Here is a 12,130-nt window from a genome sequence, read left to right on the forward strand (position 1 = left end):
ACCCGCGAATACGGTGGCGGCAGCGACGGTGAACGGCGGGTGGAAATTGGCCAGCAGGGCCGGCCCTTTCGCGGGTGAACCCGCTCCTACGACGGCCTGTGCCCAACCACCGACCTGTGACCACCCCCGATCAGTGAACCGCGTCGGGTGACAGAATCATGCCAAGCGCCGCTGCACCAGCAGGTGCCGGGCTTTGTCGAACGCCCAGTTGTACACCACGGTGTAGGGCAGGATGATCACGAAGAAGCCCAGCTCCACCATGAACGCCTGCAGCAGCGAAATCTCCAGCATCCAAGCCGCCACCGGCAGGCACCACACCACCAGGCCGGCTTCGAAGCCAAGACCGTGCACGAAACGCGTACTGGCCTTCCAGTTGATGCGTTCGGTTTGCACCCAGCGATCGACCAGTGCGTTGTAGACCATGTTCCACAGCATGGCGATTACCGACAGGGTCACCGCCAGCGCGCCCGCCGTTGCCAGCGACTTGCCCATGACCCAGGACAGTAGCGGCGCACACAGCAGTACCGCGAAAACTTCATAGCCAACGGCGTGGACCAGACGTTCGGTGAAAGACACGTTTTTCATTGCAAATTCCATCCATTGCGTGAGTCGTGCTTCCCATTCTCTTCGATAGAACTGATACTCGCGATATAGCAACCATCGGTTTTATCAATACCATGCGTTACTCTCCCGAAGCTCTCGTCGCCTTTACCGAAGCCGCATCGCTAGGTTCGTTTTCTGCGGCGGCGCGCAAGCTGCACAAAAGCCAGTCCACCGTCAGCATCGCCATCGCCAATTTCGAGGCCGACATCGGCTGCCCGCTGTTTGATCGCAGTGGCCGCCACCCCACGCTCAATGAGGCGGGCAGGCAGGTGCTGAGCCATGTCGAGGCGATTCTCGATGCCAGCGCCCAGCTCGATGCGCTGGCAGTGCGACTGGCGCAAAATGTCGAGGCGCTGGTATCTGTGGTGATGTCGGACAGCTACAGCGTAACGTTCCAGGGGGCGGTGATGACTCGTTTCGCCCAGCACTACCCCCATACCGAGCTACGCTGCGGCCCGGCGGAGGACGCTGATGTAATCGAGATGATCCAGCAGGGCCTGGCCCATGTCGGCATCCTTGCCACGCAGCCCGGCTACCCCGCCGACGTGGCCGTGGCGCGTTTGCCGGAGCAGGCAGAGTTCGGCGTGTATGTCGCCAGCGAGCATCCGCTGGCAAGCCTGCCGCAAGTACAGGCACAGCATCTGGAGAACGCACGACAGCTGTATATCAAGACCTATGCCCCCAGCCTGCACCATGGCCGTGGCCAAGCGTGGTCGGCACCGGATTACCTTACCCTGCTGGAGTTCGCCGTACGCGGGTTTGGCTGGGCCGAACTGCCCAGGGCGCTGGTAAAACGGTTTGGCAACGAGCTGGTGGAGTTGCAGATAGCGGGTTACCCCAGGCGGGTGGATATGGATGTGGCCTGGTCGAGTCGGCGTGCATTGGGACCGGCCGGGCAATGGCTGGTGCGACAGATGTTGGGACAATAGTTGTGTCGCAGCCGCTTTGCCGAAGGTATAATTCCTCCCCAACAAACAAGATAGTTTAATTTTGACGGCCAGCCTTCATCTTCATTTCCGATTTTCAAGGACTTTCATTAAACCACGCCGGACATTTTGGGCCTCCTTGCGACTGAGGAACCATGGGCTATTCATAAGAGTACTATACAAATTCCCGCCGTTAGCCAAAACATCTATTGCAATGGCGCGCACTTCTCTAGATGTATCAACATCAAAACCCGAGATGCACCTAATTGCTGCAGAGTTATATTCTTCGAGTATGGCAACATCACCGGCATCCATAGGCAGACGTCGGTATTCACTCGGATCTCCCAGTACGCCTACTGCTGGCACCGCTGATTGCGCGCCCCGTGAAACAGCAGAACTTGCACCAGCCACCTGCAGACCTTGAGCAGAGTTTGATGCCTGGCCGCTTTGTACGGGGGAGCCAGGGGTAGTCCAACCCGGTTGGCTATTCAGTGCCTCCTGCACTATTCTTTCTTCGCTCGCTGACGACAGTCTTCTCCGCTTTCCACCAGCGGCACTCCAGCCAGGTTGGCTATTCAGTACCTCAAGCACTATGCTTTCTTCGCTCGCTGACGACAGCCTTCTCCGATTCCCACCAGCGGCACTCCAGCCAGGCGACATTCTCCCCGTGGGGCTGGGCGACCTCAATATGGGGCCATGCCCACTGGGATCAGCGTAATTGATCGGATCACCCGTACAGTAGGCGTAACAGTTCAAACCACCCACAGTAAAGGGACTTAGGCTGTCTGGACTCTGAAAGCGCATCAAGACAGAATTATAGGCACGGTAGCCATTACCGAGTAAATACAGGTGACTCACCAGCAAGTGCCCATTGAATGCAGGACGCTGCGGAGGAATCTCACCGTGGCTGTGTAAGCCATACACATTGTAGGTAACCGACTCTGTCTGCGCCTGAGTGTTCACTCGTACCACTGAGTCCCCTAAGTCCGCAGCCAGTAACGCTGACTGGGTTGTTTTTTTCGTTAGCCTAGTTTCTGCCAGAGCACATGATTGAGCTCTCAGGTACACCACAGCAATACTGTCGGACAACGCGACATGAACCCTTTCGTGCTGCATGAAAAAGCGCATTGTGTTCATCGAGTTGGTCATGTTCTGGCTCCGGTCTGTTCATTTCGAAGGTTTACGCACTGAAGCAGATTGAGCAACTGCTAAAAATGATAGGTCACTGCCGTGTCGAAACGGCTCAAGATCAATTTTCCTGCACGATAGCCGGGGCTGCTTTACGCCCAGGTTTGCAGCTCAACCCCAAGAGTGCGCCCAGACACAACAATCAGTACACCGAGCGACAAGCCTTCCCCCCGCCCTGCCCCGTAGCCTGTCACCACACGCCGCCCCGCCGCGGCACGCACCCAAAGCACAAGAACAAACGTTGGTGACCTATGCAGACAGTAGATCCGATCACCCTTGCGGTTGTCCGGGGTGCGCTGGAGACAGCGCAACGCGAAATGACCCTGACCCTGGAAAAGACCGGGCGCTCCAGTGTGTTCAACCTGGCCCACGACTATTCCAACTCGCTGTTCGACCACTTGCCGGAAATGATCCTGCAGGGCCAGGACATTCCCATCCACCTGGGCTCGCTGATCCCGGCCATGAAATGCGTGGCCGAGTTCTTCGGCGACGACATCGCCGAAGGCGACGTGATCTACCACAACGACCCCGCCTACAAGGGCAGCCATATTCTCGACTGCTGCATGTACAAACCGGTGTATTACCAAGGCGAGCTGGTGTTCTGGACCGTATGCAAGGGCCACCTGACCGACATCGGCGGCCCGGTGCCGGCGGGCTACAACCCCGATGCCAAGGAGATCTATGCCGAGGGCCTGCGCATTCCACCGGTCAAGCTGTGGGAAAAGGGCAAGCGTCGTGAGGACGTGATCAACTTCATGCTCACCAACATGCGCGCCCGCCCTTATCAGGAAGGTGACCTCAATGCCCAGTATGGCGCCTGCAAGGTCGGCGAGCGGCACTTGCTGGAGCTGCTCGACAAATACGGCGTGGCACAGGTGCGTGCCTGCATCGCCGAACTGAAGAACATGGCCGACCGACACATGCGGGCGCTGTTGCGCGATGTGCCGGATGGAGACTACAGCGGCACCGCCGTGCTCGAAGATGCCGGCCACGGCCTGGGTGAACTGGCCATCACCGCCCATGTGCAGATCCGTGGCGACCAGGCCCATGTACGCATCGAGAGCCCGCCGCAGGTGCCGTACTTCATCAATTCCTATGAGGGCAACTCCGTATCCGGAGTGTACCTGGGGCTGATGATGTTCGCCCAGGTGGCGCCGCCTTACAACGAAGGCCTGTATCGCTGCGTGACGGTCGATGTCGGCCCCAGGGGCACGCTGTGCAATGCCGAGGAACCCGCGCCCCACGTCAATTGCACCACTACGCCGATGGAAACCCTCGCCGATGCCGTGCGCACTGCGCTGGAACAGGCCTCGCCACAGCGGGTAACGGCCTCCTGGGGGCATACCAGCGGCATCAACATTGCCGGCCGCGACCCGCGCAACGGCAATAGCGAGTACGTGACGATGGTGCTGGCCTCGATCATTTCCGGAGCCGGTGCCAACAAGGTGATGGATGGCTGGCACGCCTGCGGCCCGCTGTGCTGCTTCGGGGCGCTGATGAGCGGTGACATCGAGCTGCTCGAACACGCGTATCCGGTGCTGATCCACCGCTACAGCCTGATGGCCGACAGTGGTGGCGCCGGTGAGTTGCGCGGGGGTTCGGGCACCCGCCTGGAGATCGAGCCGCTGGGCCACGCCATGACCGTGGTTGGCTTCGGCGAGGGCCGCCAGTTGCCCACCGCCGGTGCCGCCGGGGCTCGCAATGCCCTGCTCGAGCCCAAACTGGGCCGGCTGATCCATCGCCACGCCGATGGCCGCGAAGACCACTACACACAGAACCCCATGCTCACCCTGCAGCCCGGCGAACGCATCATCAACATCAACCCAGGGGGTGGTGGCTACGGCGACCCGCTGCGCCGTCGGGTCGCAGCAGTACTGGAGGACGTGCGCAACGGCCTGGTCTCGCCACAAGGCGCAGCCCTGGAATATGGCGTGGTCCTCGATGCCGATGGCCAACTGGACGAAACAGCCACCCGCCTTGCCCGCGCCCCGCGCTAACCGGAGAACACGCATGCGTAACCAATATCGCCTGGGCGTAGACGCCGGCGGCACTTTCACCGATTTCATCCTGGCCGATCGCGACGGCGGCGTGCAACTGTTCAAGGCCCCCTCCACGCCGCAGGACGGCACCCTGGCCATTCGCGCCGGCCTGGCACAGATCGCCGACGCCACCGGGCGCAGCCCGGCCGAACTGATCGCCAACTGTGACCTGTGCATCAACGGCACCACCGTGGCCCTCAACGCGCTGATCGAGCGCACCGGGGTCAAAGTGGGCCTGCTGTGCACCGAGGGGCACGAGGACAGCCTGGAAATCCGCCTGGGCCACAAAGAAGAAGGCCACCGCTACGACGCCCACTACCCGCCGGCACACATGCTTGCCCCACGCCACCTGCGCCGCCCGATCGGTGGCCGAATCCTTGGCGATGGTCGTGAGCACAGCCCGCTGGACGAAGCCGCCATCCATGCCGCCATCGACTACTTCCGTGCCGAAGGCGTGCAGGCCGTGGCCATTTCCTTCCTGTGGTCGGTGCGCAACCCCAGCCACGAACAGCGGGCCGCCGAACTGGTACGGGCTGCCCTGCCCGAGGTGTTCGTCTGCACCGGCTGCGAGGTGTTCCCGCAGATCCGCGAGTACACCCGCACCTCCACCACGGTGGTCAACGCCTACCTCAGCCCGGTAATGGCACGTTACGTGGCGCGTATCGACAGCCTGTTCCAGGAGCTTGGCGCACAGCAGCCGGTACGCTACTTCCAGTCCAATGGCGGGCTGGCGCCCGGGCACCTGATGCGTGAGCGCGCCGTCAACGCGATCAACTCTGGTCCGGCCTCAGCGCCACAAGCCGGGCTGGCGGTCGCGAGGCCGTTCGGAATCGACAACGTCATTACCGTGGACATGGGCGGCACCTCGTTCGACATCACCCTGACCAATGCCGGACGCACCAACTTCAGCAAGGACGTGGACTTCCTGCGCCAGCGCATCGGCGTGCCGATGATCCAGGTGGAGACCCTGGGTGCCGGCGGTGGCTCCATCGCCCATCTGGACGAGTTTGGCATGCTCCAGGTCGGACCGCGCAGCGCCGGCGCCATGCCTGGGCCGGTGTGCTACGGCAAGGGTGGCCGCGAACCCACGGTCACCGACGCCAACCTGGCTCTTGGCTACCTGCCCGACGGCGCACTGCTGGGCGGCAGTATCCGCCTGAACCGCCAGGCCGCGCTGGACGCCATCCGGAGCAAGGTCGCCGAACCGTTGGGCATCAGTGTGGAACGCGCGGCATTCGGCATCACCACCCTGGTCAACCTGAACATGGTCAACGGCATCCGCCGCGTATCGATCGAGCGCGGTCACGACCCGCGTGACTTCGCCTTGATCGGCGCAGGCGGTGCGGCGGGCATGCACGTGGTGCGCCTGGCCGAAGAAATCGGCATGCACACCGTGCTGATCCCCAAGGTGGCCTCGGGCTTGTGTGCGTTCGGCCAGATCCTGTCCGACGTGCGCTACGACCAGCTCACCAGCCTGTCGATGCGCCTGGACGCCGGGCACGTCGACCTGGCGCAACTCAACCAGGCCCTCGCCGAACTGCGTCAGCAAGGCCTGGCCAACCTGCGCGTAGACGGCTTTGGCGACCAGGCCAGCAGCTGCCACTACACCCTGGAGATGCGCTACCTGGGGCAGATTCATGAGTGCAGTGTGGACCTGCAGCAGCACAGCCTGGACGAGGCAGGGCTGGCCGCGCTGATCAGCCGCTTCCACAGCCGCCACCAGACCCTGTACTCGTACAGCGAACCCGCCAGCCCGGTGGAACTGGTGAACCTGGAATGCTCGGTGATCGGCCACCTGCCACGCCCGCCGCAACCCGAGCTGCAGGGGCCGGCCGAACCCCCCGCCCCCAGCGCGCAATCCGTCCGCCCGATGCTGTTCAGTGCCGACGGTGAATCGCAGCCCACACCGGTGTTCAACGGCAACCACCTGTTGCCTGGGCAGACCGTGCATGGCCCCTGCGTGATCGAGGAAGACACCACCAATATTGTCCTGCCACCCGGCTGGCAGGCGCGCCTGGAGCCTTCGGCCACCTACCGGGTGACACGCGGGGGTTGATCTTGCGGTCGGCGCGCGCCGATCATGGGCCAGATAACCGCCCGGCAGTTTTGCGCTGCCGGGCGGTTCGTACAATAACAAGAGCTGCTTGAGTAGCTTGCCTGCAGTTCCTTTTTTCAATGCTGCCCTCTTTGAAAAAGGACCCACCCCATGCCCACAGAACTCTCGACCCACGGCTGGCCACAGCCAGAGCGCCAGGTACGCTGGGCCGAAGCCATCAGTGACACCTATTTTCCGCTGAGCCTTGAATTTGCTGCCGGACAGCCGTTCGATGGCCACCTGCAGCGCTGGAGTACGCCGAGCACACCGCTCAGCCTGTCGCGCCTGCGCTCCAGCCAGCTGGGTTACTCGCGCAGCAAAGCGCACATCGGCCAGGACCATGAAGCGTTCTACCTGGTGACCGTGCCGCATCGCAGCGAGGTGCACTTCGAACAGGACGGCCACCAGATCAGTTGCAGCCCGGGCGGTTTCATCGTCGAGCGCGGCGATGCACCCTACCGCTTCCACTACGGCACGCAGAACGACTTGTGGGTGCTCAAGCTGCCTGAGCGTGCGCTCAAAGCCAACCTGCTGGGACACAAGCGCTATACCCGGCATTGCTTCGATGCCCGTCAGGGCCTGGGGCGCATCTTCGTCGAGCAACTCGACCTGTGTGCCCGCCATTTCGACACCAGCCCCCCGGCAGCCCGGCATCTACTGCTTGAACAGGCATCTGCCACCCTGGTGCTGGCCTTGCAACAGGATGAGCGCGTGCTGGGCAGCGAAGGCAGCAACCTCAGCACCCTGCACCTGACGCGGGTCGAGCAGTACGTGCAGCAAAACCTGGGTGACCCCGAGCTGTCGCCACAAACCATCGCCAGCGCCTGTGGGCTGTCGCTGCGTTACCTTCACAAGCTGTTCGCGATCACGCCCTACACCCTTGGCGAGTGGGTACGCCGTCAACGCCTGGAGGCCGTGCACCGGCAACTGCGCGACCCGCATTGCCACTCGGCCATCGGCGAATTGGCATTTCGCTGGGGTTTTGCCGACCAGGCGCAGTTCACCCGGGCGTTTCGCCAGCAGTATGGGTGCACGGCAAGCGAAGTGCGGGCTACGCGTACGCACTGATAAAGCAACGGAAAGTGGATGGGCCCTGTGCGTCCAGGATGCGATGTAGGTGGGCTTCCTCGGAACCGTCGATAGTCACTATCGAGCAGGGCAATTTCTACCGAACGCTGTGGCCGCATAACCTAGCTCCATCCCCTCGCTGCCTACTAGATTGCCCTGGAGCTAACCGATGAATGCCCTGGCCCGCCAGCTTGCCGCCATCCTTGTCGTTTTCGCCATCGCCGTGATCAGCGGCTGTGCCAGCCACCCTGAACTGCGCCCGTACACCGCCGAGGAAACCCGCCAGTTGCAACTGGAAGCCTTACAGCGCCGCGGCCTGTCGCTGGACAATTACGAGCAGCAACGGCGGGTGATCCTGCGTGCCGGTAACCTGCCTGTCGTGACCGAAGCTGCCGACGCTGAACCTTCGACCAAAGGCTGAACGGGCTAGCCGGCGGTTCCCTCCCTCCACTTGCGCAGGTATCCTCTACCGCTCAACCGCAAGCCTTCCAGGACGGAGACCATGATCAGGCCCCTTCTGTTGCTGAGTGCTGCGCTGCTTTTCAGCTCCGTATCGCTAGCCCAGCAGATGAAACGCCAACTGGGTGATTTCGACTTTACACTCGGTACCACTCCCTCGCGCAGCATGGCGCAAGGGCTTATCTCACCCAGCGCCGTCGGCGCATTCCATGGTGGGCTCGACCTTAGCCACCCCAATGGCTGGTATCTGGGCCAGTACGCCCCCAGCATGGGCGTCACCCACAACTCGACCCTGCGCCTGGACAGTTACCTGGGCTACAAGCACCATTTCGACAGCAGCCTGGGCTACGAGGTAGGGTTGATCCATTACAGTCAGCCAAATATCGCAGGCCCCGACAGCTACGCCCTGTATGGGGGTATTTCGGTGCTGGGCAGCCGCTTCGGCGGGGCGCTGCGCGACAACCCCGACAACCGCACGGGCACGCTGTTCGCCGACTTCGGCCATCTGCCGATGTTCGACGTCGACTTCACCGTCAAACTCGCCCACCACCGCCTGGGCACGCCGTTCACCATTGGTGATGGCAGCCAGGTAAATACCTTTTCCGATTGGTCACTGGAATTGTCGCGGCCCTGGCTGGGCATCGACCTGAACCTGATCTACAGCAATTCGAGTTTGAGTGGTGACGGCTGCGATGCGTACTCAGGTATCAACACCTATTGCGACAGCGTGGTCACCCTCAAGGCCCAGCGCAACTTCTTTTAACGGCGTGGTGCCAGCGCCAGGGCAATGCCGCCCAACACCACCGCACAGGCGATCAACAAGCGCAACGACAGCGGCTCGCCGATCAGGGCAACCCCGCCCAGTGCGGCAATCACCGGCACACTCAGCTGCAGGGTCGCCGCCTGTTGTGCACTGACCTGCCTGACCACGCCATACCACACGGCATAGCCTGCGCCAGAAGCCAGCACACCGGAGCCCAAGGCATACAACAAGCCAAGCGGCGTGAGGTGCGGGCCGGCGCCCAGCAACAGCATCGGTAGCAGCAGCACCAGGCAAGGCAGGCTGCGGGCAAAATTGCCGGCAGTGTCGGCCAGCGGCCTGGGCGAGCCTTTGCCCAGTAGCGTATACACCCCCCAGGCCACGCCGGACAGGGCCATCAGCAAGGCACTGGCCAAGGGCGGCGCCGAAGCACCGGGCAACAGCAGCACCAGCAGGCCGGCAAAGGCGATCAGCATGCCCAGAAGCATGCGTACCGTGATGTATTCGCCCCTGTACCAGGCAAAACCGAACATGGTGATCTGTACAGCACCGAACAGCAACAACGCCCCTGCACCTGCGCCCAGTTGCAGGTACGCCGCAGAAAACAGGAACGCGTACAGGAACAGGGCCAGGCCGCCCCACCAACTGCCGCCCATGGTTTGCACCGGTTTGCGCAGGCGAATCAGCACCCACAGAAACAGCGCACCACTGGCCAGGCGTACCACGGTGAAGGATACCGGGTCGATAGCCCCGTCTTTCAACGCAAGCCGGCAGAACACCGAGTTGGCGGCAAACGCCACCAGACTGAAAAGGGCAGGCCAAAGCCAGGCGCTGGTCTTGCGGTCAGTAAGCGTTGTCGTGCCTGTACTCATGGTGTGGTCACCTCTGAGCGGGATTGTTGTTATAGCGGCATTTAGTCAGGACCGGCACCGATATACAAGGAAGAATCCACCGTGCAGGATGGCACCGGCTACGCCGGTGTTCGCGGGTAAACCCGCGCCTGCGGGCCGCCGCGCCGGCTTTTCAGGTTTTGAGCAAGACGGCGGCTACGGCTTCGACTTCCACCAGCATGCCATCCAGCGCCAGCCGGGGCACCGGTATCAGCGTGCAGGTCGGTTTCATGTGCCGCCCCCAGGCCCTGTCGGCCTCGGCCACCCATTGCTGCAGGCGCGCTTCGGAGTGCTCGACAACCAGCAGGGTCAGCTTGAACACCTGGGCCAGGCTGGCACCTTTCGACGCCAGGGCCAGTTCCAGGTTGGCCAACGCCTGACGGGCCTGTTCGGCGAACAAGGGTGACAACTGGCCCTGGCTATCCTCCCCACCCTGACCGGCGATGAACAGCAGACGGCTGTCAGCGCGCACTTCGGCGACATGGGAGTAGGCGTTGCCACTGGGGTCGTAGAGGCCTTCGGGGTTGCTTAGCTGGAATGCGCTTGATGGGGTCACGACAAGCCCTCGCTCGGTTGGAAGAGCGTCGGAGTATCGGACCTCAAGTTAACTCGAGGTCAAGCATAAAGTAGGAGAATTCGTACAAAGCATCGTCATGTCAGAACCACGCGTGTGTTTGCGCGGAGGCTGTAAGGCCGTAGGCTCTGTACGAAAAGTCTTGAGATGCAGGTCAGGCAAGGCGAAAACAGCCGAGGAACGGCCGGGGTCGCGCCCGACTGTACTGGAGTACATGAGCATTCCGAGGCTGTTTTCAACGCACCATGAACAAGTATCAAGGCTTTTCGTACAGAGCCAAGATTGCAAAGCCCGGCATGGAGGCCTTTAACCAACAAGGAAAAACCCATGAGCAAATTTGATTTTCAGCTGGCCTATACCATCAAGCCGCACAACGCTCCAGACGACGAAACCGATGCGGCACAGGCGCGTCTGCACCTACGGGAAAAGCTCGGCCTGGACACCGTCGAGCACATTGAAACCACACTGCTTGGCGTGCTCACGCTCAAAGGCCCTACACTCGCTGACCGCAAGCGGGAAGCTGAAAAGCTGGTCCGCGACTACATCCATGACGCGCTCAAGGAATTGCGCGTACTCTCTACCGTGAAGTTCTACGGCTGCCTGATGGTGGACGGGCTGGGCCCTGCCATGCGTTTCAACATCCTGCCCAAATGAACCTCGACGGCCTCAGGCGCCCCCGCACCCGAGGCCGCAAACCGTCATTTTTCCTGCAACACCGCCCTGCCCTTCACCGCTCGCGGCCCGCGCCAGGCCCAGAACAGCAAACCGGGGAATGGCGCGTAGACCACGAAGACGATCCACAGCATCTTGCGCTCAGCGCGCCGTTCACTGCCGATGATGTGCCAGATGACCCAGATCTCCAGCAGGATGACCAAGGCCGCGATGATGATCCAGATCGTACCGATTTCCATGAGCGCTCTCCCAATGGCATGTATTGGGTTGGGTTGCTGCAAGCGCTGAGGGTTCAGATTGATTTGACTCACCGCGCCTCTTTGCAGGCGCGGCGATAGGGCCTCATTGCCGTGGTGCATTCTCCAGTGCAGCCTTCAACGCCGCTGCATCGGTGAACGCCCGTTGGCTGACCAGCACACCCTGCTGCAGTTGCAACCACTGCACCTGGCCCTCCTGCCCGGGGTAACGGCTGGCCACTCGCCCATCACGGTCGAGCAGCACCCGGTAGCTGTAATCGCGCATGGCCGGGACCGCGAACAGTTTGCTGATCAGCGCAGGCATGCGCTGAATGTCGGCCACGAATACAGCGGCGCGTGCTTCCAGGTAGCCCTTGGGCTGCTCGGCCAGTGCCGCCTTGACCAGCTTGGCACCGTCCATATCGCGCGCCACCAGCAGAATCTGCGTGTCGGCAGCAAGGCTGTAGGCCTGGTCGTACTGGTCGAGCAGCGTGAACGGGGCGAGCTTGTCGCCCTGCTCCAGGGCGTTGGCCAGCAACGGCAATAGGCTAAGCAACACGACAGCGGCATATCTCATCAGGGGCATCCTCAATGACGGGAGGTCAGCATAGCGGTAAAGC

General features: G+C 62.0%; 13 protein-coding genes. 7 read left to right on the forward strand and 6 right to left on the reverse strand.

The window, feature by feature from the left end:
- Nucleotides 1-156: 156 nt before the first annotated feature.
- Nucleotides 157-585, reverse strand: a complete 429-nt coding sequence (locus ACF8RA_RS01030; protein WP_392518688.1) for a multidrug/biocide efflux PACE transporter — start codon at nucleotides 583-585, stop codon at nucleotides 157-159.
- A gap of 92 nt (nucleotides 586-677) precedes the next feature.
- On the opposite strand from ACF8RA_RS01030, the gene ACF8RA_RS01035 reads away from it, so the two are divergent.
- The gene (locus tag ACF8RA_RS01035; RefSeq protein ID WP_392518689.1) at nucleotides 678-1,532 is read left to right on the forward strand and encodes a LysR family transcriptional regulator; all 855 of its coding nucleotides are present in this window, start codon (nucleotides 678-680) and stop codon (nucleotides 1,530-1,532) included.
- An 81-nt stretch (nucleotides 1,533-1,613) separates the two neighbouring features.
- On the opposite strand, the gene ACF8RA_RS01040 is transcribed toward ACF8RA_RS01035, so the two are convergent.
- Nucleotides 1,614-2,678, reverse strand: a complete 1,065-nt coding sequence (locus tag ACF8RA_RS01040) for an RHS repeat-associated core domain-containing protein (RefSeq protein ID WP_392518690.1) — start codon at nucleotides 2,676-2,678, stop codon at nucleotides 1,614-1,616.
- 290 nt (nucleotides 2,679-2,968) lie between these two features.
- Here ACF8RA_RS01040 and ACF8RA_RS01045 point away from each other — a divergent pair, with 290 nt between their 5' ends.
- The 5 genes from ACF8RA_RS01045 (at nucleotide 2,969) to ACF8RA_RS01065 (ending at nucleotide 9,141) form a co-directional block, all read left to right on the forward strand.
- Nucleotides 2,969-4,714 (forward strand): hydantoinase B/oxoprolinase family protein, encoded by a 1,746-nt coding sequence (locus ACF8RA_RS01045; RefSeq protein WP_064493382.1) that lies wholly within the window; start codon nucleotides 2,969-2,971, stop codon nucleotides 4,712-4,714.
- Nucleotides 4,715-4,727: 13 nt separating this feature from the next.
- Nucleotides 4,728-6,812 carry a hydantoinase/oxoprolinase family protein gene (locus ACF8RA_RS01050; RefSeq protein ID WP_176683337.1) on the forward strand — a complete coding sequence of 695 codons (2,085 nt, stop codon included), beginning with the start codon at nucleotides 4,728-4,730 and terminating at the stop codon, nucleotides 6,810-6,812.
- A gap of 150 nt (nucleotides 6,813-6,962) precedes the next feature.
- The gene (locus tag ACF8RA_RS01055) at nucleotides 6,963-7,919 is read left to right on the forward strand and encodes a helix-turn-helix domain-containing protein (RefSeq protein ID WP_176683336.1); all 957 of its coding nucleotides are present in this window, start codon (nucleotides 6,963-6,965) and stop codon (nucleotides 7,917-7,919) included.
- Nucleotides 7,920-8,088: 169 nt separating this feature from the next.
- Nucleotides 8,089-8,340, forward strand: a complete 252-nt coding sequence (locus ACF8RA_RS01060; RefSeq protein ID WP_176683335.1) for a hypothetical protein — start codon at nucleotides 8,089-8,091, stop codon at nucleotides 8,338-8,340.
- Nucleotides 8,341-8,421: 81 nt separating this feature from the next.
- A complete protein-coding gene (locus ACF8RA_RS01065; protein ID WP_176683334.1) occupies nucleotides 8,422-9,141 on the forward strand; it encodes a TorF family putative porin in 720 nt (239 codons plus the stop codon).
- Here ACF8RA_RS01065 and ACF8RA_RS01070 read toward each other — a convergent pair.
- Together ACF8RA_RS01070 and ACF8RA_RS01075 are read right to left on the reverse strand one after the other, a co-directional pair.
- Nucleotides 9,138-10,010, reverse strand: coding sequence for a DMT family transporter (locus tag ACF8RA_RS01070; protein WP_176683333.1), 873 nt, complete (start codon nucleotides 10,008-10,010; stop codon nucleotides 9,138-9,140). The two genes, ACF8RA_RS01065 and ACF8RA_RS01070, sit on opposite strands and share 4 nt — an antisense overlap.
- A 151-nt stretch (nucleotides 10,011-10,161) precedes the next feature.
- On the reverse strand, nucleotides 10,162-10,584 hold the full coding sequence (locus tag ACF8RA_RS01075; protein WP_176683332.1) for a RidA family protein: 423 nt from the start codon (nucleotides 10,582-10,584) through the stop codon (nucleotides 10,162-10,164).
- 345 nt (nucleotides 10,585-10,929) lie between these two features.
- On the opposite strand from ACF8RA_RS01075, the gene ACF8RA_RS01080 reads away from it, so the two are divergent.
- A complete protein-coding gene (locus tag ACF8RA_RS01080) occupies nucleotides 10,930-11,256 on the forward strand; it encodes a hypothetical protein (protein ID WP_176683331.1) in 327 nt (108 codons plus the stop codon).
- Between the two features lie 44 nt (nucleotides 11,257-11,300).
- Here ACF8RA_RS01080 and ACF8RA_RS01085 read toward each other — a convergent pair whose 3' ends face one another.
- Both ACF8RA_RS01085 and ACF8RA_RS01090 read right to left on the reverse strand, forming a co-directional pair.
- Nucleotides 11,301-11,513 (reverse strand): PLDc N-terminal domain-containing protein, encoded by a 213-nt coding sequence (locus tag ACF8RA_RS01085; RefSeq protein WP_392488342.1) that lies wholly within the window; start codon nucleotides 11,511-11,513, stop codon nucleotides 11,301-11,303.
- A 103-nt stretch (nucleotides 11,514-11,616) separates the two neighbouring features.
- Nucleotides 11,617-12,087 carry a hypothetical protein gene (locus tag ACF8RA_RS01090; RefSeq protein WP_012052122.1) on the reverse strand — a complete coding sequence of 157 codons (471 nt, stop codon included), beginning with the start codon at nucleotides 12,085-12,087 and terminating at the stop codon, nucleotides 11,617-11,619.
- Nucleotides 12,088-12,130 lie beyond the last annotated feature (43 nt).

Origin of the sequence: Pseudomonas sp. FYR_5, assembly GCF_043106315.1 — a bacterium.
GTDB lineage: Bacteria > Pseudomonadota > Gammaproteobacteria > Pseudomonadales > Pseudomonadaceae > Aquipseudomonas > Aquipseudomonas putida_Y.

Excerpts from the sequence above, each read along its gene's own strand:
- ACF8RA_RS01030 (WP_392518688.1), bottom strand. The coding sequence starts at position 585 with ATGAAAAACGTGTCTTTCACCGAACGTCTGGTCCACGCCGTTGGCTAT.
- ACF8RA_RS01035 (WP_392518689.1), top strand. The coding sequence starts at position 678 with ATGCGTTACTCTCCCGAAGCTCTCGTCGCCTTTACCGAAGCCGCATCG.
- ACF8RA_RS01040 (WP_392518690.1), bottom strand. The coding sequence starts at position 2,678 with ATGACCAACTCGATGAACACAATGCGCTTTTTCATGCAGCACGAAAGG.
- ACF8RA_RS01045 (WP_064493382.1), top strand. The coding sequence starts at position 2,969 with ATGCAGACAGTAGATCCGATCACCCTTGCGGTTGTCCGGGGTGCGCTG.
- ACF8RA_RS01050 (WP_176683337.1), top strand. The coding sequence starts at position 4,728 with ATGCGTAACCAATATCGCCTGGGCGTAGACGCCGGCGGCACTTTCACC.
- ACF8RA_RS01055 (WP_176683336.1), top strand. The coding sequence starts at position 6,963 with ATGCCCACAGAACTCTCGACCCACGGCTGGCCACAGCCAGAGCGCCAG.
- ACF8RA_RS01060 (WP_176683335.1), top strand. The coding sequence starts at position 8,089 with ATGAATGCCCTGGCCCGCCAGCTTGCCGCCATCCTTGTCGTTTTCGCC.
- ACF8RA_RS01065 (WP_176683334.1), top strand. The coding sequence starts at position 8,422 with ATGATCAGGCCCCTTCTGTTGCTGAGTGCTGCGCTGCTTTTCAGCTCC.
- ACF8RA_RS01070 (WP_176683333.1), bottom strand. The coding sequence starts at position 10,010 with ATGAGTACAGGCACGACAACGCTTACTGACCGCAAGACCAGCGCCTGG.
- ACF8RA_RS01080 (WP_176683331.1), top strand. The coding sequence starts at position 10,930 with ATGAGCAAATTTGATTTTCAGCTGGCCTATACCATCAAGCCGCACAAC.
- ACF8RA_RS01085 (WP_392488342.1), bottom strand. The coding sequence starts at position 11,513 with ATGGAAATCGGTACGATCTGGATCATCATCGCGGCCTTGGTCATCCTG.
- ACF8RA_RS01090 (WP_012052122.1), bottom strand. The coding sequence starts at position 12,087 with ATGAGATATGCCGCTGTCGTGTTGCTTAGCCTATTGCCGTTGCTGGCC.